Genomic DNA, 18,096 nt, shown 5'->3' on the forward strand with positions numbered 1-18,096 from the left:
CATTGCGTTCCGGTCCAGATGACGGAACATAACACGAACATCAGCCCGCATCCGCGGTGCCGAGTGCGACGAATAGCTCGCGCGCCTCGGGCGGCGCGACGCCGCGCGGATGCCAGACATGCTGATCGAGGAAATATCCCGTCAAGGTAAATCCTTGGCGAACGTCGCGGGGCGTCGGGGTGGCCCCGGTCCCGCCCGCCTCGCGCGCGACCAGGAAGTCGGGCAGGGCGAGGAGACGGTCGCGCCAGGGCTCACCGGCCGCAGCACTCACCGCGCGTCCGCTCTTCGGCGAGACATAGGCCAGGTAGGCGTTGGAGCCCGTGGCTGCACAGGCCGAGAGGTCGAGGCCGAAACCGAGGTCGGCGAGCACCGCAAGCTCGAAGCGCACCATCAGGGCGGGGGCGATGGCCGGGTCGGTCAGGTGGGCGACCAGCACCTGGGCGGCGGCGTAGAGGCTTGGATGCGGGTCGCGCTCGGGCAGGAGCCGCAACAGGGCGGCGGCATGGGCCAGGCCGTAGAGGGCGAGGCGCGATCCCATCAGCCGCCCGGCCGCGCTCTCGATCGGCTCGACCGCGAAATGCCCCAGGCCCTCGTCGAGGCGGGCCCGCCAGACCGCCCGCACGCGGTTGCCGGGCTGGAGCACGGGCTGCATCCGCCGCGAGCGCCCCCCATGCACGAGCCCGAGATGACGGCCGTGCCCGGCCGTCATCAATTCGAGAACGACGCTCGTCTCGCCATGCCGCCGCGCCCCCAGGACGAGGCCCTCATCGCTCCACTGCATGCTGCCAAAATAAGGATGGGTGTTGCGAAACAGAACGGACCGGCCGCGACGGCGAAAAGCCACGCTAACGAATTCGTGAGTGATCGCAGCTATTCCGGCAAAGTCGGCCACTGTCCGACATCTTCGCGCCTGATTCGCCATGATGCTGTCAAGCGGGGAGGCGCAAACCGGAGTGCCGGAAACATGATGTCCGTTGAGATCGATCCGTCCGAACGGCGCAGCCCTGCGCCGGCGCGTTCCGGCTGGCGCGGTCCGGCGCTCATCGCGGCCGCGGGCCTCGGCGGCGTGGCCGCGTTCGGGGCGTTCGCCTATCCGGCGGTCTCGGCTCTGCTGGCCCCGCGCCCGAGCGCGATCCGCGTCGGACCGATCCGCGAGATGCCGGAGATCAAGGACGGCATTCCGGCGCTCAAGGCGGACACGCCCGAGATCGCGCCCGAGGCCCCGCGGGTGCGCACCGTGGCGATTCCGCCCGCCGCGGCCCCGACCGAGAAGCCTGCCGAGCCCCCGCAGACGCCGCCGCCGGCCCAACCCGTGGTGGCGGCCCGTGCCGACAGCCTCGTGACCGGCACGCTCAACCCGCCCCAGCGTTTCGAGCATCCCGCACCGGAACCGGTCGCCAAGGCCGTCGAACCCCAGCCCAGCGTATCCGAACCAGCGGAGCCGAAGCCCGTCGAGCCCAAGGTCACCGAACCCAAGGCCACCGAATCCAAGCCCGTAGAGCCGAAATCCGCCGCGCCGGCGCCCAACGCGGAGCCAGCCCCGGCTGCGCGGGAGGCCCGTGAGACCGCCCCCGTTCCGGCCAAGCCGCCCGCGAAGGCAGCGGCCAAGCCCCAGAAGCCCGCGCCCAAGCCTGTGGCCAAGCGGGAGAAGCCGGACGCCACCAGGACGGCGACCGCCGAACCGGCGCCCGCCCCGGAGCAACCCGAACGCAACACCTTCCTCGGCCTCCCCGTCCCCGACTTCGCGCCCGCCGGCAAGGCGATCAAGGACACGGTCGAGGCCGTCGGCGACGCGGTGATCAATTTCCCCAAGCGGCTCTGACGGCTCAACCGGAAACCGGATCAGTTGCCACCGGCGACACCGACCCTGATGGATGAAGCCTGGGCGAGCATTTTCGAGGCAGTTTGCACGCTCAGATAGCGAGTTTTTATTCAGATCCTCCGCGGACTCCCCTCCCCGGCCAGCACCTCCAGCACGATCCCGTCCTCGTGGAGGCGGCCGTACTCATCGGCCGCCTCGACGCCGATACGGTGCGTCCCGGGCGCGAGATCGCGCGGCAGCCGGGCGGTCCAGATATGCGAGGAGGGCTCAGCCTTGACCCAGGACTTCTTCGTCGCGGCGAAGCGGGCATAGAGCGCCGCCACGAAGGGATCGGGCCGGCGTGTGCGCACCATCTCGATCGCGGCGCCGCCGTTGATCCGGTAGCGCACCCGGCTCTTCGGTCCACCGTCGAAGAGGTTCACCACGAGGTCCGTGGTCCCGACCGACTCGGCGGGAATGGGCGAGCCGAACAGCTCGTTCAGCCGCGTGTCCGGCAGGCCGGCGAGATCCGCGCCGCGGAACTGGCTCTCCAGCACGATCCGCATCTGGCGGCCGGCATCCTCGCTCGCCGGGACGTAGCGGGTGGTGTAGTCGCGCCCGCCCCGGATGCTCAGCACGTGGAAGCCGTGCGGGGTGCCGTCGCGGCTGTCGGCCGTGGCGATGCCGCGCCGGTCGGGCGGGCCGCTCCACCACGAGCCGGAGACGGCGGTGAGCACGTGGTGATGATGCGCCTCCGGCCCCGGGGCACCGGGCCGCCCGGCCGCATCGAGGTAGTGGTGCTCCGTCGTGTGGGTGTGGCCCGCAACGCTCAGGCAGGGGCGTCCCGCGAGGAGCCGCAGCAGGGCGGCCCGGTCGACGGTGCTGATCACCGGATCGTCCGGCCCGAGATCGGTCGCGAGCGGGATGTGCATGGCCACGACGACGAGGCGATCGCGCGGGGTCTCGCGCAGCACCGCCTCCACGAAGGCGAACTGCGCCTCCCCGATCCGGCCCTCGTAGCGCCCGCCGCGCGATGCGGATCCGGTGGCCGCGCCCAGATAATGGACGTTGTCGAGCATCAGGAAGAGCACGCCGCCGTGGTTGAGGGCGTAGTAGGGTGCCCCGTAGATGCGCTTGAAGGTCTCGCGGCTGTGGCGGGCATCGGGCGCCTCGAAGTTGAGGTCGTGGTTGCCTCCAATGTGGAACCAGGGCAGGCCGATCCGCCCGACGATCCGGTTCTGCCGGGCATAGAGCGACAGGTCGTCGAACAGGACGTCGCCTGTCGTCATGCCGAAGGCGGCCTTGAGGCCCATCGCCCGGGTCACGGCGGTGTCGCGGACATAGCTGAGCTCCGCGTGACTTTCGGGCTGCGGGTCGGTGAACAGGATCACGTCGAAATCAGCGCTCTCCTCGGCCCGGGTGAGGCCGAAATCGACGGAGGCCGGCAGCGGCCCGGTCGGCGCGATTCCCGGAAAGCGCAGGTTCAGCGCCGCGGGTGTCCCGGCCGGGTGATGCAGATAGGCGAAGCGTGGGATGTTGTCGGCATCCCGCGGCAGGGCGTAGCCGGTGGGTTTGATGACGAAGATCGCCGTCTCGTCGCTGACGGGCAGGGTGTAGCGGCCCTGCGCGTCGGTGCGCACCACCTCGCGCCCATTCGAGACCAGCACATCCGGCAGCCCGGCATCGTCCGGACCCCGCCGGCCGCGGCCGGAGCGGTCCTCGTAGACCACGCCCGTGACTTGCATGCCCGTGACCTGGACAGGCCCGCCCTGCGCGCCCGCCGCCCGGGGCGCCAGTGCCAGGGCCGCCGCACCGGCCACGGTCTCGCGCCGCGTCAGGGTCATCCGCTCGCTCATCCGCCGCCTCCCTGTGCCGGCCCCTTCAAGCACGGGCCGTTGAATGCCGGATGACGGCCGCCCTCAGCCCTCGCCCTCGTCCTCGCGGCCAAGGGCGTCGTCCTCCCGGCCGGGAATCGCGTAGCGCCCGCTCAGCCAGCGCTGCAGGTCCACGTCGGCGCAGCGCTTCGAGCAGAAGGGCCGGAACTTGGGATCCGCAGGCTTGCCGCAGATCGGGCAGGGCGCGGGAGCCGGCGCATCGCCGGGTGGGTCGGCCGTCACGGCGCCCTCACGCAGCGGCGCGCCACGCGGCGCGCACCGGATAGCCTTCGCCCTCGAGAAGGGCGATCGTTTCGTAGAGCGGCAGCCCGACCACCGCGCTATAGGAGCCCACCACCTTCACCACGAAGCCGCCGGCGAGGCCCTGGATGGCATAGCCGCCCGCCTTGCCGCGCCATTCGCCGCTGGCCACATAGGCATCGATCTCGCGCGCGGCCAGACGCTTGAAGCGGACCCGGGTCTCGACGAGCCGCTCGCGCGTGCGATCCCGCGGCCCGGCGATGCAGACCGCCGTGTAGACGCGGTGCGTTCGGCCCGACAGGAGGCGCATGCAGGCTTCGGCTTCGTCGGCCACCTCGGGCTTCGGCAGGATGCGCCGCCCGACCGCCACCACCGTGTCGGCCGAGACCACGAAGGCCTCGCGCAGATCCTCGCCGTGGCGGGCCGCCGCGAGCGCGACGTCGAGCTTCGCGCGGGCCAGCCGCCGCGCCAGCTCCCGCGGGCGTTCGCCCTTGAGTGGCGTTTCGTCGAGATCCGCCGGCAGCAGCGCGTCCGGCTCGATGCCCGACTGCTGCAGCAGCGCGAGGCGCCGCGGCGAGCCCGAGGCGAGCACGAGCTTGGGACGCGTGCCCGGCGCAGGCGGAGAAGACTCGGTCATGGCGCGCCCTGAGTGGATGGGTGGTCGTCTCGGGGACCGCACCTGCCCTATCTCACGCCCGCCGTCCAGCCACGCGGCACACCACCGTGGACAAACCCGCCGACTCTGCTTATGGTCCCGCCCGGCTCGGTGAGGCGTTTGTGCGCCACCGTGCCACGATCGGGTCCCGCATGGGCCCGACGCGGGCGTAGTTCAGTGGTAGAACGTCAGCTTCCCAAGCTGAATGTCGTCGGTTCGATCCCGATCGCCCGCTCCATCAACCCCTTGGAACTGAACACCTTTTGAGCCACCAAGCGGCCGAGGTGTTCCCCATGTTCCCCACCGCGTTCCCCCTGTCTCGTTCAGGATCTGTTCCGCGCCTCAGGACTGATCCCTGCGGCGACCATCCGGCGGGTGAGTGTCTCGACGAGCATCAGCCGCTTCACCGGCCACGACCGCTTCGCTCGTCTGTTGATCCGCGCGAGGGGTGAGCGCGGCATCGCCTGAACGGATGCGGCGGCATGAAGCGGCCTCCACGACGGCATCGCTCTCCGTGCTCAGAAGATCGGGGGGGTGAGGCCCCTTGCACACACGAAGGCTGCAGCGAGAGGCCCAGCCCGAGCGCACCAGCCGAGTGGGGTTTCGGCGGCTCGCCCCCGCGGACGAGGCCTGTTCGTGCCTCGGCAGCCCGGGGCATGAGGCAGGCTCGACTGCACGGGACGGCTCCGAGGAGACTGCCGAGGCGGAATGGCCGATGGCGAAGGCCTCCCGTCGACCCGCTGAAGGCCCCCGCTGAGCATCGCCGGAGCTCCCTCGTCGGGAGTGTGACCGGGCGGGGACAACGCGGGGAGTTTTATAGGAAATCATCCACTCTCCCTCACTGATGTCCCGGGTTGTCCCCGCCGGGAGCCGCTTGGCGCGCGAGGCATGGACCACGTTCTTCACGCCCTCCATGCCGATCATTGTGATCGCGGGCACGGTCGCCTGCTCTATAGCCCGCGGGCGGGATGCCGAACGACCGTATCCCTCGGCGCTCGGCCTGCACTGGCATCAAGCCCTTCTCTCAACGCGCAATCGCCATCCCTGCGGGTTCCGAAGACGTGTACACGTCTCCGATCCGCCATCGAGGTCGGAGAGCGCCATGAACGCGATCACGCGACGTCGCTTTGCCGCATGCAGCGCGGGCCTGATCTCGGCCCTGAGTCTGCCGCGCATCGCCACGAGCGCGGCCGCGCAAACCGTTTCTCTGAGCGATGGCACGGTCGTGCCGGCCTTGGGGCAAGGATCAGCGCGTCTGGGCCAGGGGCGGCATCCCCTCGCTGAGGAGGAGCAGGCCATGAGCACCGGCCTCTCGCTCGGCATGACGCTCATCGATACGGCTGAGATCTACGGCGACGGAAAGGCGGAACAACTGATCGGGCGTGTGATCAAGGGCCGGCGCGAGGAGGTCTTCCTCGTCTCGAAAGTGTGGCCCTCGCACGCGACCCGAGCGGGCATCCAGAGTGCCTGCTCCGCCAGCCTCGCCCGCCTCGGCACCGATCATCTCGACTTGTACCTGCTGCATTGGCCTGACCGCGTGAAGGATCTGGCAGAAGTCGTCGGCACCTTCGAGCAATTGCGGGCTGGCGGTCAGATCTGGCGTTGGGGCGTCTCGAACTTCGGGGTTGCCGAACTGGATCGGCTGTTCCGCATCCCTGCAGGCGAGCACTGCGCGACCAATCAGGTGTCCTACAGCTTGGCCGATCGGAAGGTCGAGCGCGATGTTCTGCCGTGGTGTGTACAACACCGCATGCCGATCATGGCCTATTCCCCGCTCGGCGGTGAAGGCTCGAGGGTTTTGCGGAACCCGGCTGTGCAGCGCATCGCTTCTTCGCAGGGTCAAAGCTCGGCAGCCGTCGCTCTGGCCTGGGCAATGCGCTCTGGAAACGTGATCGCGATTCCCGAGTCCGGATCGGTTGCCCATGTGCGCGAGAATGCAGCGGCTCTGACCTTGAGGCTAGGACTGGACGAGTTGCGGCAACTGGACCAGGCCTTCCCAGCGTAGCGCATCGTCGGAGCGCCTCTTCTGCGGGGAGCCAGCGAGAAGGCGTTGGAGGGAGCGGAAGCTGACGGCACCTCCGAGAGCGTGCGGTATTCCTGCCTCCGGGCCGAATTGCCAAAGTGCTTGCCTGCAACCCCGACATTGACCTCACAGCTGAGGAACACTGCACGCCCGAGTTGATGGCTTCGCGCGTTCGAAGGTCAGCAATGCGCCGATTCTGTTGAAAAACTCCGCTGTTGCGGCGGTAGTCGCGGGGTGATTCACTCCTGTCGAAAGACGGAGATCGAAGCAGATGATGGGACCTCGGCAAGTCGAGCAGGGCGCCCTGTTTTACGAGTTCTCGCTCGATACCCACGTACCCGCCGACCATCTCCTGCGCGCCATCGACCGCTTCGTCGACCTGTCGGGCCTACGCGCGCACCTGCGTCCCTTCTACAGCACCACGGGTCGGCCTTCGGTCGATCCCGAGCTGATGGTTCGCATGCTGCTCGTCGGCTACTGCTTCGGCATCCGCTCCGAGCGCCGTCTGTGCGAGGAGGTGCATCTCAACCTCGCCTACCGCTGGTTCTGCCGGCTCGGGTTGGATGGCGCGGTGCCCGACCACTCGACCTTCTCCAAGAACCGACACGGTCGTTTCCGTGACAGCGACCTGCTGCGCGAGGTGTTCGAGACCACCGTGCAGCGCTGCATCGAGGAGGGGCTGGTCGGTGGCGAGGGCTTCGCGGTCGATGCCAGCCTGATCCGGGCCGATGCCAACAAGCAGCGCTCCGCAGACGCCTCCGAGGCCGTCGACTGGAACGATCTCGCCCGGATCCGCCGGTCGGTGCGCGAGTACCTCGACACCCTCGACGAAGCCGCCTGGGGAGCAGCGAGCGAGGTCCAGCCGAAGTTCGTCTCCCGCTCCGACCCGGCGGCGCAGTGGACGGGCGCGCTGAAGGGCCATGCCTTCTTCGCCTACGCCACCAACTACCTGATCGACCTCGACCACGCCGTGATCGTCGATGTCGAGGCCAGCCGCGCCATCCGGCAGGCGGAGGTCGGGGCAGCCCGCACCATGATCGCGCGCGCGCAGGACCGCTTCGGGCTGTGGCCGGCCCGGCTTGCGGCCGACAGTGCCTACGGGTCGGCCGAGCAGCTCGCTTGGCTCGTGCACGAGCGCGGGATCGAGCCGCACATCCCCGTCTTCGACAAGTCCGAGCGCCGCGATGGCACCTTCAGCCGGTCAGCCTTCACCTACGACCCTGCAGCCGATGCCTACACCTGCCCGGCCGGCCACCCATTGCGGCCACGCCAGAAGGTCTATCGGACGCCGTTCCCGCTCGTCGACGACGATGGCATGATGCGCTACCGGGCCAGCAAGCGCGACTGCGACGCCTGCGCGCTGAAGCCACGATGCTGCCCCACCACACCCGCCCGCAAGATCCCGCGCTCGATCCACGAAGGCGCCCGGCAGATGGCGCGCGACATCTGCGCCTCGGAGGAGGGCCGCACCTCGCGGCGCGAGCGCAAGAAGGTCGAGATGTTGTTCGCCCACCTCAAGCGAATCCTGAAGCTGGATCGGCTGCGGCTGCGGGGTCCGAACGGGGCCCGGGACGAGTTCCACCTCGCCGCAGCGGCCCAGAACCTCAGGAAGCTCGCCCAGCTGATCCCGCTACAGCAGCTGAGCCCGGCCTGATCGGCCGGGATCCCCCTCATGTTGGATCGGCTCGCTCAGCCGATCGGTGCTCGATCCAGATCGCCCGCGAGTTTTTCAACGAAATCCGCCAGATTCGGTCGTGCTCCCGCATTGCGGACCAGCGACCGAGCCTGTGCAGTGCCTCCGGCCTCGGCTGTCCAAAGAATTCGGGTGTGGGTCCAGACAGCGTGGCGGATCCATCTGCTGAGGTTTTGTCAGGCAAGGGTTGAGGTGCGGAGATCGCACCTCACGCCGTGCCGGATCAGCCTTCGATGATCCGCTCTCCGAGCTTCCGATCCACGATCTCCACCGTCCGGTCGATCTCGGCGTTAGGCATGCCGAGCTGATGCGAGATCCGCTTGACCAGCAGGTCGACCCGCTCAATGAAAGGTGCCCCGTTCGCCACCGCCCGGGCCGCCGAAGAGGGCTTGAGAAGCGCCTCCGCGGCCTTGGCATACTTCTTAAACGGGACCTGGTCCTTCGGATCAGCGCCCAAACGTTGGGCAATCGCGTCGACGTGCTCATAAATCGCGCGTGAACGCGCCAGATCACCGTGCACCGCGTCGCGGATCGACTGAGGTTCGCCAAGCGTGATGCAGCGGTAATTGCCGGTCAGCAACATCGACCATTTCGCCAGCGGGACGAAGAGCGAGTCATATATCTTGAGCTTGACCGGAACGTCCTTGCCGTCAAGCCGCACCGTGTCGATGTCCGCCTCCAGTTCTCGGAGCAGCCGATTGTGCGTCTCGTCCACGAATGTCGCCGCTTTGAAGTTCGTCGGCAGCCCGACATGAAGGACGTTTGCCCCCTCGTCCGCCGGGCGGAAGGCCTGCGGGTCAGGGGAGCAGAGCGACATCAACTCGGGCTCAAACCGGTCCCAAACGCCAGCATTGGTGTAGGCATCCTCGAGGTCCATTTCCGCAAGCGCCGGGATGCGTTTGAGATACGGCAGGGGCGGCATATTCATGATTGAGAGACAAGGCAGCTTCGCCTCGGCGATCTTGATCATCAGGACGCGGATCGTATGGTTGTTATATTGCGGTTCCTGCATGGCGAGGCAGACCAGATCGTAGCGGCGCAGGTCAACTTCTTCAGGCGGCGCTGCATCCAACGTTCCAGGCAGATCGCGCGATAGAATGGACCGGTGGCCGGCTTCGTCACGCAACTTGATGCGGACTTCGGTACCGTCCCGATTGATCAGGTCGGCGGTCTTCCTTCGGCAGACCAGGGTCACGCTGTGACCAGCCATCAGCAGCTTGGTCGCGAGCAAAGAGCCGTACGAGGCTCCCAGGATCAGAATATTGCGCGGCATGTTTTCTCTCCCAAAACTCGTATTACTATTTTCTTGAAGCGCTACTGCGCGCCGCATGGGCTAAGGCGGCTTGCATGTCGCCTCCGCATTCGGATCGACGAGGAGAGTAGCGAGGCTTGGCCATTAATGCCACTTCGGCAGCATCGATAGGCCTGGCACGCCCGGCAGATCTGGGTGACCGAGAGCGCGCGAGACCGAAGAGGTAAACTGCAATACCCGGCGGGCGGCACGACAGAGCGTGTCCAACTTGTCCGAGCTGTGCCCAGAAAGGTGAAGATGCGCCATAGGACTAAACCGCTCTCGCGGTAGCTCCAGCCGGCGTTTGGCCGCCTCACCTTCGGACGGGAGCTTCCCATGACCCGCGACACCGTCTCTCCGCTGCGCCGGCGGATGATTGAGGACATGACCATCCGCCAGTTCGGCGAGCACACCAAGCGCGACGACATCCGCCAGGTCCGGGAGTTCGCACTCCTCCTCGGTCGCTCCCCGGACCGGGCCGAGTCCGAGGATCTCCGACGCTTCCAGCTCCATCTCGCCTCGCTCGGCGCGAGCTACGCCCGCATGAACCTCGCCGGCACGGCGTTGCGGTTCTTCTTCCATGTCATGCTCGGTCGGCCGGGCTTCGGCGACTGCATGGCCCGGATACCTTCTCCCGAGAGGCTGCCCGTCGTGCTAGCCTTGAGGAGGTCGCGCTGCTGCTCGCGCATGCGCCGAGCCTGACCGTCATCCGGATCGATCCGTCATGATCGCCGCTCCGGACACCATCGCGATCGTCGACCGATGCATCGTGGGTCCATCGACCCGCCACGCTCCCGCTCGCGCGCTCAGGCCCGATCCAGACCGCTGGGCTCGATCAGGAGCACCCGATCCCCATCCCGGTGACAGGCACCTTCGATCGACCAAGCCGGTCAGGACATCGACGGCACCGGCGAGCCAATCGCCAGACCGTCGCCAAACCCCCGCTCCCCGCGCCAAATCCCCATCGGTCGCGGCAGCGTCGCCGGGAGCCTCACCGTCCCGTGGTTTCCTCCCCGGGAGGTTTTCGACCGCCGGCCCCTCAGCCGCGCCAGATCCGTCGCGCACGGGCCGGCATCCGAAAACCTTCACATGATTGGAAGTTGGCTCGTCGCCTGAGAGCGGACGTTCGTGAAGGAATCGAGCGGCATCGAGGCCGGCCTTAACCGCACATAAGGCGGAGAGGCTCCCGCTGCATGACGGTGGTCGAATAACGCTCTAGCCTCCCCAGTGATCGAGCTAGCCAAGGAATCCTTCCTTCAGGCACAGTCAGCGATCCGCTGGTGAGATGCGATGACAGATTGTCTCTGTGATCTACGGCTGGCCCATGCTCGCCTGGCCGACGGCCGGCGCGTCGCGATCGAGATCGCGGCCGGATGCATCGCCGCGGTTAAAAGCGCGGACGTATCCATGCCTGCCGCCGCAGCCGAGATCGATCTCAGCGGGGCGCTGGTCCTTCCTGGCCTCACCGACGGCCACGTCCACCTCGACAAGACCATGCTGGGGTCGAAGTGGCGGCCGCATCGCTCGGCTCCCTCGATCCGGGCACGCATCGAGGACGAGAAGAATTACCGCCGCGCGGCACAGATCCCCCTGGATGAGCAAGGGGCCCGGGCGCTGCTCGAGGCGGCGCTCCGTCACGGCACGACGAGTCTGCGCACACACGTCGATATCGACGATGTGACCCGACTTGACCATCTCGCTCAACTGCTCGACCTGCGCGCGCGATGGGCCGACCGGATGCAGATCCAGATTGTCGCATTTCCGCAGAGCGGGGTCATGGCCTGCCCGCCCGTGGCCGAGTACCTCGACGAGGCGCTGCGGATGGGTGCGGATCTGATCGGCGGCCTCGATCCGGTCGGCATCGACGGCGACCGCGACGGGCAGCTCGACGTCGTGTTCTCGCTGGCTGAACGCCACGGTCGCGCCATCGATATCCACCTGCACGACGGCGGTCCTGCAGGGCTTGATGAGATCGACGCAATCGTAGATCGCACGCGGGCGGGCGGCCTCAGCGGCAGGGTCACCATCAGTCACGCCTTCGCGCTCGCGGATGCGGATGATAGACGCCTCGGGACGATAGCGGAGGCACTGCGCGAAGCGGGCGTCGCGATCCTCTCCAGCATTCCGGGCGGCGATCGTTGTCCGCCAATCCCGCGCCTGCGCGAACTGGGCGTCGCGGTCTTCTTCGGTTCGGACAATGTCCGAGACTGCTGGAACCCGGCCTCCGTCATCGGCATGGTCGACCGTGCCATGCTGGCGACCTATCGATTTGGGCTCAGGCGCGACGACGAAATCGCATCGATGATCGACCACGTCACCGAGGTGCCATCGCGCGCCGCCGGTCTCGGGCCGGGGACGATCACCCCTGGGGCCCGGGCCGACCTCGTCATCTTTGACGCCCAGCACGTGCCACAGATCGTCGTCGAAAGGCAGATGCCAGCGCTGATCGTGGCGGGGGGCGCGATCGTGGTCGATCGCGCAGCACGTCAGCGGTAAACAGACTCCCGACGGCACTCAAACCAACACAGGAACTCGTCAACAGCATCCGACTGGGATCGGAGTCACCCGATCCAAGCGCGACTAGGCGGCCCAGCCACAGATAGGCTGTGCGCGAGAACCGTGTGTCAGAATGAATAGTCCGGTGAACGCTCCAGGCTGGACGTTCGGCACGCGAACTGCGAGGGCCTGCGACCGGACCCGAGTTTGCGTTCAGCTTGATTGCCCATGCGCTACAAGCCGACATTGAACTAAACCGCTTCCGCGGTAGAGCGCTTTGCAAGCAGATGCGTGATTGGCCCGGCGAGGCCTGTCCGAAGATCGAGGGGTCCACCTCGTCTCGGACAGGAGCCTCTCAAGACCAACGAAGCCGTCAGCCCGCTGCGCCGTCGCATGATCGAGGATATGACCATCCGGCTTCGGCACCAAGACGCAAGCCGATTACATCCGTGCCGTCAGGATGTTGCGCCCGATCCGCGTCGTCAGGATCGGCACGTCATGAGCTCCCATCCGAACGCGCCCCGCTGCTGGATCGATGCTCAGTGCGCCGCCCAAGCTTGGACGGGCGCGCCTTCGCTCGTGCCGCCGTGCCCGATCCGGTGCTGGTGCTCTCGTGCAAGGCGTCCGGAGCGCCGTTAGCCGATCCCGAGCGCGGCCCGGCCGGCTGCGAGCACCGCCTCGGCGCCCCGCACGCCTTTGCCGACCGCCCGGGCACCCCGCTCAATCCCCATAGCTCGTTCGGCACGCGCAGCCGGTTGGTCCGCGGTTTCCCTCCTTGGGGGCTTTCGGACGCCGGCCCTCTGCCACGTCAGACCCGTCGAGCTCGGGCCGGCATCCGAAACCCTTCACACTTTCCGGACCTTCAGGCACCGCGTCCGGAAGGGCCGTTCGTCTCCGGACAGCGGACCTCTCGAAAGCTCGTGGATCGTACTTCCGACCTCGTCCCATCCGCATAAGCACAGCGTATGGAACCAGAGCTCCTCAGGGGCGGAAACAAAGGGTCTCTTCGATGTCGCGGGTAACTGAGCGCGTAGAGCAGATACCAGGAGACGGCCTGCACGATCGGGGGGCCTCGACGTGCCGGCCCCTGAAGTCGCCTTGGGCCTGTCGCTTCAGCTTGAGGGAGAGGGCGTTGAGGATCATGGGCCGGCTCCGGGGCGGAGCCGGCAAACTGGGTGGGTATGCCTAACGATGCGTGAACACCCGCGCGTTTGCGACAGGCCCCGAGAAGAGCAGATCGCTTTCGGGCCGCGCGGATTACCGACGAGAAACGTGGCGGGGTCTCAGTGCAGACTGAGCGTCGGCAAAAGTTCGTCGATGTCGGCTGTCCAGGCCGCAAGAAGCTCTTCATTCGTGCGGTGACGCAGGCCGAAGCGCCTCAAAGTTTCGAACCGCGCCGAGCCCTCCCGGCCGAAGCTCGCGGCAACCCGGGGTCGCCAGAAGGCGATGCTCCGCTTCGCCTGCTCGCGTCCTTCCCCCGTGGAGACGATCCGGATCAGGCCCTCCCGCCCGAGCTCCGCGTGCCGCGCCTCACGCGGCGCGATCTCGCGGAAGACGTCGGCCAGTGGCGCATAGGAAACGCGCGAGAATTCCTCAAGCTGAATTCCGACAGCCTGCCCCATCAGCACGTTCATCACAACCGCGTCGGTCCAGCCCTGTAGGGGGTAGTGGAACACCGACAGGCGCATATCCGTCCCTTGGCGGGTCGCACCGATATCGGCTTCACGATCGACGCGCGCAGCCCAGGGATGGTGGACCGCATAGCGCCCCGTGTCGGCTCCGAACGTGCCCATCAGGTTGAGCACACGCTCCGCATGATCGGTTTTCTCAAGAACGATCCGCGCGGCCGCGATCCGCTCCTTGAGGCCCGGAGCGTCGTTGATGACGTCCGCGAATCCTGCGGAGCCTGCAAGTTCGCTGTCGACGAAGGTGGCCATCAGTCGCAGCAGCTCGCCCCGGTAGCGGGGCGGCGTATTGGCGGGGCTCGTTAGCACGCCACCTTGCGCGAGATAGTCGTCGATTTCCATTGTATCAGACACGCACACCCCCCGGATTCGTTCACTGATCGAAACTGACGACAACCTTGTCCGTCATCGGGTAGCACTGACAGGTCAGGACGTAGCCCTGCCGCACCTCGTAATCTTCGAGCGCGTGATTCGTGATCATCTCGACCTCGCCATCGAGCACTTTAGCTCTGCACGTCGAGCAGACACCGGCCTTGCAGGCGTAGGGCGCGTCCATGCTGTTCGCGAGCGCCGCGTCCAGCAGACTCTCGCCTTGCTTCGGCATGCGGAACGTGCGCGTCGCGCCATCAAGCGTTACGGTCGCCTCGCAGGTCGCGTCTGATGCCGCAGAGGTCGCCGACACCGCGCGGGCCCTAGCCCGGCCGGGCTGGCTCGATGCGAACAGCTCGAACTTGATTTGCTTGTCCGACAGTCCATGCTCCCGGAGCGCTGCTGCGATGGCGAGCATCATCGGCTCCGGCCCGCAGATGAAGGCGGTATCGACGGAGTTCAGGTCGATCCAAGTCCGGAACAGCATCTCGCACTTCTGGGCGTCGACGCGGCCCGTGAAGAGGTCGATCTCCTGCGTCTCGCTCTCAAGGATATGGATTACGGAGAGGCGGCCGAGGTGGAGGTTCTTCAGATCCTCCAACTCCTCCCGGAACATGATCGTGTTGACCTGCCGGTTAGCGTAGACGAGCGTGAAGCGCGAGAGCGGCTCGCGGGCGAGCACGGTCTTGAGGATGGAGAGCAGGGGCGTGATGCCGCTGCCACCCGCGAAGCCCAGATAATGTTTCGCCACGTCGGGCTCGATGGGCGTGTGGAAGGCGCCCATCGGCGGCATCGCATCCAGCACGTCGCCAGGCTTCAGGTCCTCGTTGGCCCAGGTCGAGAACGCGCCGCCCTCAACGCGTTTGATGCCAACGCGCAGGACACCCTCGTCCTTGCCGGCGCAGATCGAGTAGGAGCGGCGCAGTTCGACGCCATCAAACTCGCGACGGAAGGTCAGGTATTGACCCTGCGTGAAATCGAACAGCGCACCGTGACCATCACGCGGCGTCAGCGTGAGCACCACCGCATCACGGGTTTCGCGTCGGACGTCAGCGACGTCGAGAGGGTAGAAGCGTGCCATGGAGCGTCACTGCCAGATGATCAGATGCACTTGAAGTAATCGAAGGGTTCCAGGCAGGCCGTGCATCGCCGGCTAGCCTTACAAGGCGTCGATCCGAAGTTGCTGATCAACTCGGTCTCGGACGATCCGCATCTTGGGCAGCGGATCGCCAGGTTCGAGCCCTTGGCGAGACGGTCAATCCTTCCAGCGAGGCGGCCGTCCGCGGCGGTACCATCGATCGGCGGGGCAATGCCGTAGGCCAGCAGCTTCTCGCGGCCCTCGATGCTGATCCAGTCGGTCGTCCAAGGGGGCGAGAGCGAACGAATCAACCTTAACTTTTCAATGCCTTGCGCACGGAGGGCCGCCTCAATGGCGAGGTTAATGGCCGAGGTGGCAGGGCAGCCTGAGTAGGTGGGCGTCACCGTCACGATAAGAGTGTCATCCTCCCAAACCACGTCGCGGATAATCCCAAGGTCCACGACGGAGATCACGGGTATCTCAGGGTCAGGCACCTGTGCGAGCCAGGTCCAGATCTCGTCAATTGCAGGGAGAGTATGGACACTCATTGCGGCCTACCACCTCGCGCCGGGATAGGCGCGCTGGAGAAACTGCATCTCGGCCAGCATGCGGCCCAGGTGCTCGGTATGAACGCCACGCCGCCCGCCCTTGTGGACATAGGCCGTGGCGGGGATCGCGAGCGTCGCCTCCGCGAGGACCGACCTGACGGTTGCGTCCCAGGCGGCCTTGAGGCTCTCGGGATCGGGAGCAATGCCAGCCTCGGCCATGGCCACGTCGGTCGAATCGGACAGAAACAGCTCGCCTGTGTAGGTCCACAGCTCGTCAAGCGCTTGCTGCATCCGACGGTGACTTTCCTCGGTACCGCCACCGAGCCGAATGACGAGATCCGCCGATCTCTCGACGTGGTAGGATGCCTCCTTGATCGCCTTGCTGGCGATGCCGGCGATGCGCGCGTCCGACGAGTGCGTGAGCGCCCGCAACGCCTCAATGTGCCATGCATCGAACAGGAACTGGCGCATGATCGTGTGCCCGAAATCGCCGTTCGGGCGCTCGACCAGAAGGACGTTGCGGAAGTCCCAGACATCGCGCAGGAAGGCGAGGTCGTCGGCGCTTCGTCCAAGGCCCTCGACCTCGCCTGCGAGGCCCAGCCAGAACTGGGTCTGTCCGATCAGATCGAGCGCGAGGTTGGCAAGGGCGATGTCCTCTTCCAGCACCGGGGCATGGCCACACCATTCCGACAGGCGGTGACCGAGGACGAGGGTGTTGTCGCCCATCCGGGTGAGGAACTCGAACAGGGCGGCGCGTTTCTCAGGGCACGCCTCATTGTAGACCCGCGGCGGAGTAGCCTCGGCGGCCGCGGCGGCGAGCGCGACGACGTTGGGCGTTGTCATGTCAGGCAGCGATGGCATCACATGTGTCCCACATCTTCGGGAATGGCGTAGAACGTCGGGTGCCGATAGACTTTGGCGTTCGACGGCTCGAACAGGGGCCCCTTGTCGCTGGGGCTCGAAGCGGCGATGTCGCTCGACCGCACCGCCCAGATGCTCACGCCTTCGTTGCGGCGCGTGTAGACGTCACGAGCGTTCTTGATCGCCAGTTCGGCGTCAGGGGCATGCAGGCTGCCCACGTGGCGGTGGTTCAGGCCGTGCTGGCCGCGGATGAAGATCTCCCACAAGGGCCATTCATTGGACATTTGCTGCCTCCAGAGTCCCGGGTTGGCGGGCGGCTGGGTCCGATTGCCCAGCGCTGGCCGCGCGACTGCGTTGCTATTCGGCCGCGATGGCCACGGCAGAGCGGCGTGCGGAGGCCTTGTCCGCATAGGCCTTCAGGCCGTCGCGGAACCAAGCACCATCCTCCCAGGCCTTTACCCGTGCGCCGAGCCGTTCGCGGTTGCAGGGCCCGTTGCCCGCGATCACATCGAAGAACTCGCTCCAGTCGGGCTCGGAGAAGTCGTAGCCGCCCTTCTCCTCGTTCCAACGCAGGTTCTCGTCGGGAACCGTCAGGCCCAGGTACTCGGCCTGCGGCACGGTCTGGTCGACGAACTTCTGGCGCAGCTCGTCGTTCGTGTTCATCTTAATCTTCCAGGCCATGGACTGCGCCGAATGGACCGAGTCCTTGTCGGACGGCCCGAACATCATCAGCGCTGGATACCAGAAGCGATTGAGCGCATCCTGCGCCATGGCCTTCTGCGCGGGCGTGCCACGCGCCATCTTCATCATGATGTCGTAGCCCTGCCGCTGGTGGAAGCTCTCCTCCTTGCAGATGCGGATCATCGCGCGGCTGTAGGGGCCGTAGGACGTGCGCTGTAATGGCACCTGATTCATGATCGCCGCACCGTCGACCAACCAGCCCACCGCGCCCATGTCGGCCCAGGTCAGCGTTGGATAGTTGAAGATCGACGAATACTTCATCTTGCCCGCGTGCAGCAGCTCTATGAGTTCGTCGCGGCTGACGCCGAGCGTCTCGGCAGCGCAGTAGAGGTAGAGCCCGTGGCCAGCTTCGTCCTGCACCTTGGCGAGCAGGATCGCCTTTCGCTCGAGCGTTGGGGCTCGCGTGATCCAATTGCCCTCCGGCAGCTGCCCGACGATCTCCGAATGGGCGTGCTGGCCGATCTGCCGGATGAGCGTCTTGCGGTAGCCTTCGGGCATCCACTCCTTGGGCTCGATCTTCTCGCCCCGGTCGATCCGCTCCTGGAACGCCCGCTCCTCGGGAGACATCTCGTCGGCGCCTCGGATGCGGTCGCTGTCTGTCTTCACCAATTGAGCATACATGCCAGATCCTCCTGATCAGACGCGTGCGATGGCGGGGGCAATGCCGGCCCAACGCCGATGGACTCGGCGCACCATGCCTCGAGGCCGCCTTCATGACGG

General features: G+C 66.7%; 16 protein-coding genes, 1 tRNA gene and 1 pseudogene. 6 read left to right on the forward strand and 12 right to left on the reverse strand.

All coding sequences use genetic code 11. The annotated features are described in order from the left end of the window. Positions 1 to 40: 40 nt before the first annotated feature. Positions 41 to 781: a DNA repair protein RecO gene (gene recO, locus MNOD_RS15790; RefSeq protein WP_015929926.1), complete on the reverse strand. Its 741-nt coding sequence runs from the start codon at positions 779 to 781 to the stop codon at positions 41 to 43. Between the two features lie 183 nt (positions 782 to 964). Between recO and MNOD_RS15795 the strand changes: the two genes are divergently transcribed. Further along, on the forward strand, positions 965 to 1,822 hold the full coding sequence (locus MNOD_RS15795) for a hypothetical protein (protein ID WP_015929927.1): 858 nt from the start codon (positions 965 to 967) through the stop codon (positions 1,820 to 1,822). Positions 1,823 to 1,932: 110 nt separating this feature from the next. On the opposite strand, the gene MNOD_RS15800 is transcribed toward MNOD_RS15795, so the two are convergent. From MNOD_RS15800 to MNOD_RS15810, 3 genes are all read right to left on the reverse strand, one after another. Then, complete coding sequence (locus MNOD_RS15800; RefSeq protein ID WP_015929928.1) at positions 1,933 to 3,657, reverse strand: calcineurin-like phosphoesterase C-terminal domain-containing protein; 1,725 nt, start codon at positions 3,655 to 3,657, stop codon at positions 1,933 to 1,935. A 63-nt stretch (positions 3,658 to 3,720) separates the two neighbouring features. Next, positions 3,721 to 3,918, reverse strand: a complete 198-nt coding sequence (gene yacG / locus MNOD_RS15805; RefSeq protein ID WP_015929929.1) for a DNA gyrase inhibitor YacG — start codon at positions 3,916 to 3,918, stop codon at positions 3,721 to 3,723. A 7-nt stretch (positions 3,919 to 3,925) separates the two neighbouring features. Further along, positions 3,926 to 4,573, reverse strand: coding sequence for a Maf-like protein (locus MNOD_RS15810; protein ID WP_015929930.1), 648 nt, complete (start codon positions 4,571 to 4,573; stop codon positions 3,926 to 3,928). Between the two features lie 181 nt (positions 4,574 to 4,754). Between MNOD_RS15810 and MNOD_RS15815 the strand changes: the two genes are divergently transcribed. The 3 genes from MNOD_RS15815 to MNOD_RS15825 all read left to right on the forward strand — a co-directional run bounded on the left by MNOD_RS15815 (position 4,755) and on the right by MNOD_RS15825 (position 8,268). Further along, a tRNA-Gly gene (locus MNOD_RS15815) sits at positions 4,755 to 4,829 on the forward strand. 864 nt (positions 4,830 to 5,693) lie between these two features. Continuing rightward, entirely contained in the window at positions 5,694 to 6,596 is a 903-nt protein-coding gene (locus tag MNOD_RS15820; RefSeq protein WP_015929931.1) for an aldo/keto reductase, read from the forward strand. Positions 6,597 to 6,885: 289 nt separating this feature from the next. After that, on the forward strand, positions 6,886 to 8,268 hold the full coding sequence (locus tag MNOD_RS15825) for an IS1182-like element ISMno9 family transposase (protein ID WP_012631264.1): 1,383 nt from the start codon (positions 6,886 to 6,888) through the stop codon (positions 8,266 to 8,268). Between the two features lie 262 nt (positions 8,269 to 8,530). Here the strand turns inward: MNOD_RS15825 and MNOD_RS15830 are convergent, their stop codons facing one another. Further along, entirely contained in the window at positions 8,531 to 9,580 is a 1,050-nt protein-coding gene (locus MNOD_RS15830) for a ketopantoate reductase family protein (RefSeq protein WP_015929932.1), read from the reverse strand. A gap of 354 nt (positions 9,581 to 9,934) precedes the next feature. Here MNOD_RS15830 and MNOD_RS15835 point away from each other — a divergent pair, with 354 nt between their 5' ends. Next, the gene (locus MNOD_RS15835) at positions 9,935 to 10,300 is read left to right on the forward strand and encodes a phage integrase N-terminal SAM-like domain-containing protein (RefSeq protein WP_015929933.1); all 366 of its coding nucleotides are present in this window, start codon (positions 9,935 to 9,937) and stop codon (positions 10,298 to 10,300) included. Positions 10,301 to 10,888: 588 nt separating this feature from the next. Beyond that, the gene (locus MNOD_RS15840; protein ID WP_015929934.1) at positions 10,889 to 12,094 is read left to right on the forward strand and encodes an amidohydrolase; all 1,206 of its coding nucleotides are present in this window, start codon (positions 10,889 to 10,891) and stop codon (positions 12,092 to 12,094) included. A 987-nt stretch (positions 12,095 to 13,081) separates the two neighbouring features. On the opposite strand, the pseudogene MNOD_RS46650 reads toward MNOD_RS15840, so the two are convergent. The 7 genes and pseudogenes from MNOD_RS46650 to paaA form a co-directional block, all read right to left on the reverse strand. Continuing rightward, a pseudogene (locus tag MNOD_RS46650) lies at positions 13,082 to 13,237 on the reverse strand (IS6 family transposase); the annotation flags it as partial. Positions 13,238 to 13,377: 140 nt separating this feature from the next. Continuing rightward, positions 13,378 to 14,121 (reverse strand): Phenylacetic acid catabolic protein, encoded by a 744-nt coding sequence (locus MNOD_RS15845; RefSeq protein ID WP_015929936.1) that lies wholly within the window; start codon positions 14,119 to 14,121, stop codon positions 13,378 to 13,380. A gap of 31 nt (positions 14,122 to 14,152) precedes the next feature. Then, the gene (gene paaE, locus MNOD_RS15850) at positions 14,153 to 15,229 is read right to left on the reverse strand and encodes a 1,2-phenylacetyl-CoA epoxidase subunit PaaE (protein WP_015929937.1); all 1,077 of its coding nucleotides are present in this window, start codon (positions 15,227 to 15,229) and stop codon (positions 14,153 to 14,155) included. A gap of 20 nt (positions 15,230 to 15,249) precedes the next feature. Continuing rightward, the gene (gene paaD, locus MNOD_RS15855) at positions 15,250 to 15,774 is read right to left on the reverse strand and encodes a 1,2-phenylacetyl-CoA epoxidase subunit PaaD (protein WP_015929938.1); all 525 of its coding nucleotides are present in this window, start codon (positions 15,772 to 15,774) and stop codon (positions 15,250 to 15,252) included. Positions 15,775 to 15,780: 6 nt separating this feature from the next. Continuing rightward, positions 15,781 to 16,500: a 1,2-phenylacetyl-CoA epoxidase subunit PaaC gene (gene paaC, locus MNOD_RS15860; protein ID WP_050783516.1), complete on the reverse strand. Its 720-nt coding sequence runs from the start codon at positions 16,498 to 16,500 to the stop codon at positions 15,781 to 15,783. Between the two features lie 134 nt (positions 16,501 to 16,634). Next, positions 16,635 to 16,919: a 1,2-phenylacetyl-CoA epoxidase subunit PaaB gene (gene paaB / locus MNOD_RS15865; protein WP_015929940.1), complete on the reverse strand. Its 285-nt coding sequence runs from the start codon at positions 16,917 to 16,919 to the stop codon at positions 16,635 to 16,637. A 73-nt stretch (positions 16,920 to 16,992) separates the two neighbouring features. After that, positions 16,993 to 17,997, reverse strand: a complete 1,005-nt coding sequence (paaA, locus tag MNOD_RS15870) for a 1,2-phenylacetyl-CoA epoxidase subunit PaaA (protein ID WP_015929941.1) — start codon at positions 17,995 to 17,997, stop codon at positions 16,993 to 16,995. Positions 17,998 to 18,096 lie beyond the last annotated feature (99 nt).

This window comes from Methylobacterium nodulans ORS 2060 (genome assembly GCF_000022085.1).
Classification (GTDB): Bacteria; Pseudomonadota; Alphaproteobacteria; order Rhizobiales; family Beijerinckiaceae; genus Methylobacterium; species Methylobacterium nodulans.

Coding starts and splice junctions, on each gene's coding strand:
- recO (WP_015929926.1), bottom strand. CDS start 781: ATGCAGTGGAGCGATGAGGGCCTCGTCCTGGGGGCGCGGCGGCATGGC.
- paaB (WP_015929940.1), bottom strand. CDS start 16,919: ATGTCCAATGAATGGCCCTTGTGGGAGATCTTCATCCGCGGCCAGCAC.
- MNOD_RS15820 (WP_015929931.1), top strand. CDS start 5,694: ATGAACGCGATCACGCGACGTCGCTTTGCCGCATGCAGCGCGGGCCTG.
- paaA (WP_015929941.1), bottom strand. CDS start 17,997: ATGTATGCTCAATTGGTGAAGACAGACAGCGACCGCATCCGAGGCGCC.
- paaE (WP_015929937.1), bottom strand. CDS start 15,229: ATGGCACGCTTCTACCCTCTCGACGTCGCTGACGTCCGACGCGAAACC.
- paaD (WP_015929938.1), bottom strand. CDS start 15,774: ATGAGTGTCCATACTCTCCCTGCAATTGACGAGATCTGGACCTGGCTC.
- paaC (WP_050783516.1), bottom strand. CDS start 16,500: ATGGGCGACAACACCCTCGTCCTCGGTCACCGCCTGTCGGAATGGTGT.
- MNOD_RS15800 (WP_015929928.1), bottom strand. CDS start 3,657: ATGAGCGAGCGGATGACCCTGACGCGGCGCGAGACCGTGGCCGGTGCG.
- MNOD_RS15810 (WP_015929930.1), bottom strand. CDS start 4,573: ATGACCGAGTCTTCTCCGCCTGCGCCGGGCACGCGTCCCAAGCTCGTG.
- MNOD_RS15825 (WP_012631264.1), top strand. CDS start 6,886: ATGATGGGACCTCGGCAAGTCGAGCAGGGCGCCCTGTTTTACGAGTTC.
- MNOD_RS15835 (WP_015929933.1), top strand. CDS start 9,935: ATGACCCGCGACACCGTCTCTCCGCTGCGCCGGCGGATGATTGAGGAC.
- MNOD_RS15840 (WP_015929934.1), top strand. CDS start 10,889: ATGACAGATTGTCTCTGTGATCTACGGCTGGCCCATGCTCGCCTGGCC.
- MNOD_RS15795 (WP_015929927.1), top strand. CDS start 965: ATGATGTCCGTTGAGATCGATCCGTCCGAACGGCGCAGCCCTGCGCCG.
- MNOD_RS15845 (WP_015929936.1), bottom strand. CDS start 14,121: ATGGAAATCGACGACTATCTCGCGCAAGGTGGCGTGCTAACGAGCCCC.
- MNOD_RS15830 (WP_015929932.1), bottom strand. CDS start 9,580: ATGCCGCGCAATATTCTGATCCTGGGAGCCTCGTACGGCTCTTTGCTC.